Annotated in this window: 1 pseudogene; it reads left to right on the top strand. The window is 67.1% G+C overall.

The window, feature by feature from the left end:
- Window positions 1-362, top strand: a pseudogene (locus DQ393_RS00855) (bifunctional methylenetetrahydrofolate dehydrogenase/methenyltetrahydrofolate cyclohydrolase); the annotation flags it as partial.

Consider the following 362-nt stretch of genomic DNA (forward strand, 5'->3'; position numbering starts at 1 on the left):
GCGACCGGCGATCTCGAAACCGGGCTGATCTCGTGCACGCCGGCCGGCGCCATGCTGCTGGTGCGTTCGATCCACGGCGAGGACCTGTCGGGTCTCAATGCCGTCGTCATCGGCCGCTCCAACCTGTTCGGCAAGCCGATGGCGCAATTGCTGCTTTCTGCCAATGCGACGGTCACGACGGCGCATTCGCGCACGAAGGATCTGGCTTCGGTCGCGAGGGGTGCCGATATTCTGGTGGCGGCTGTCGGCCGTCCGGAGATGGTCAAGGCCGACTGGATCAAGCCCGGCGCCACCGTCATCGATGTCGGCATCAACCGGATCGCGGCCCCTGAGCGGGGCGAGGGCAAGAGCCGGCTGGTGGG

Source organism: Martinezella tropici (assembly GCF_003287875.1).
Lineage (GTDB): Bacteria > Pseudomonadota > Alphaproteobacteria > Rhizobiales > Rhizobiaceae > Rhizobium > Rhizobium tropici_C.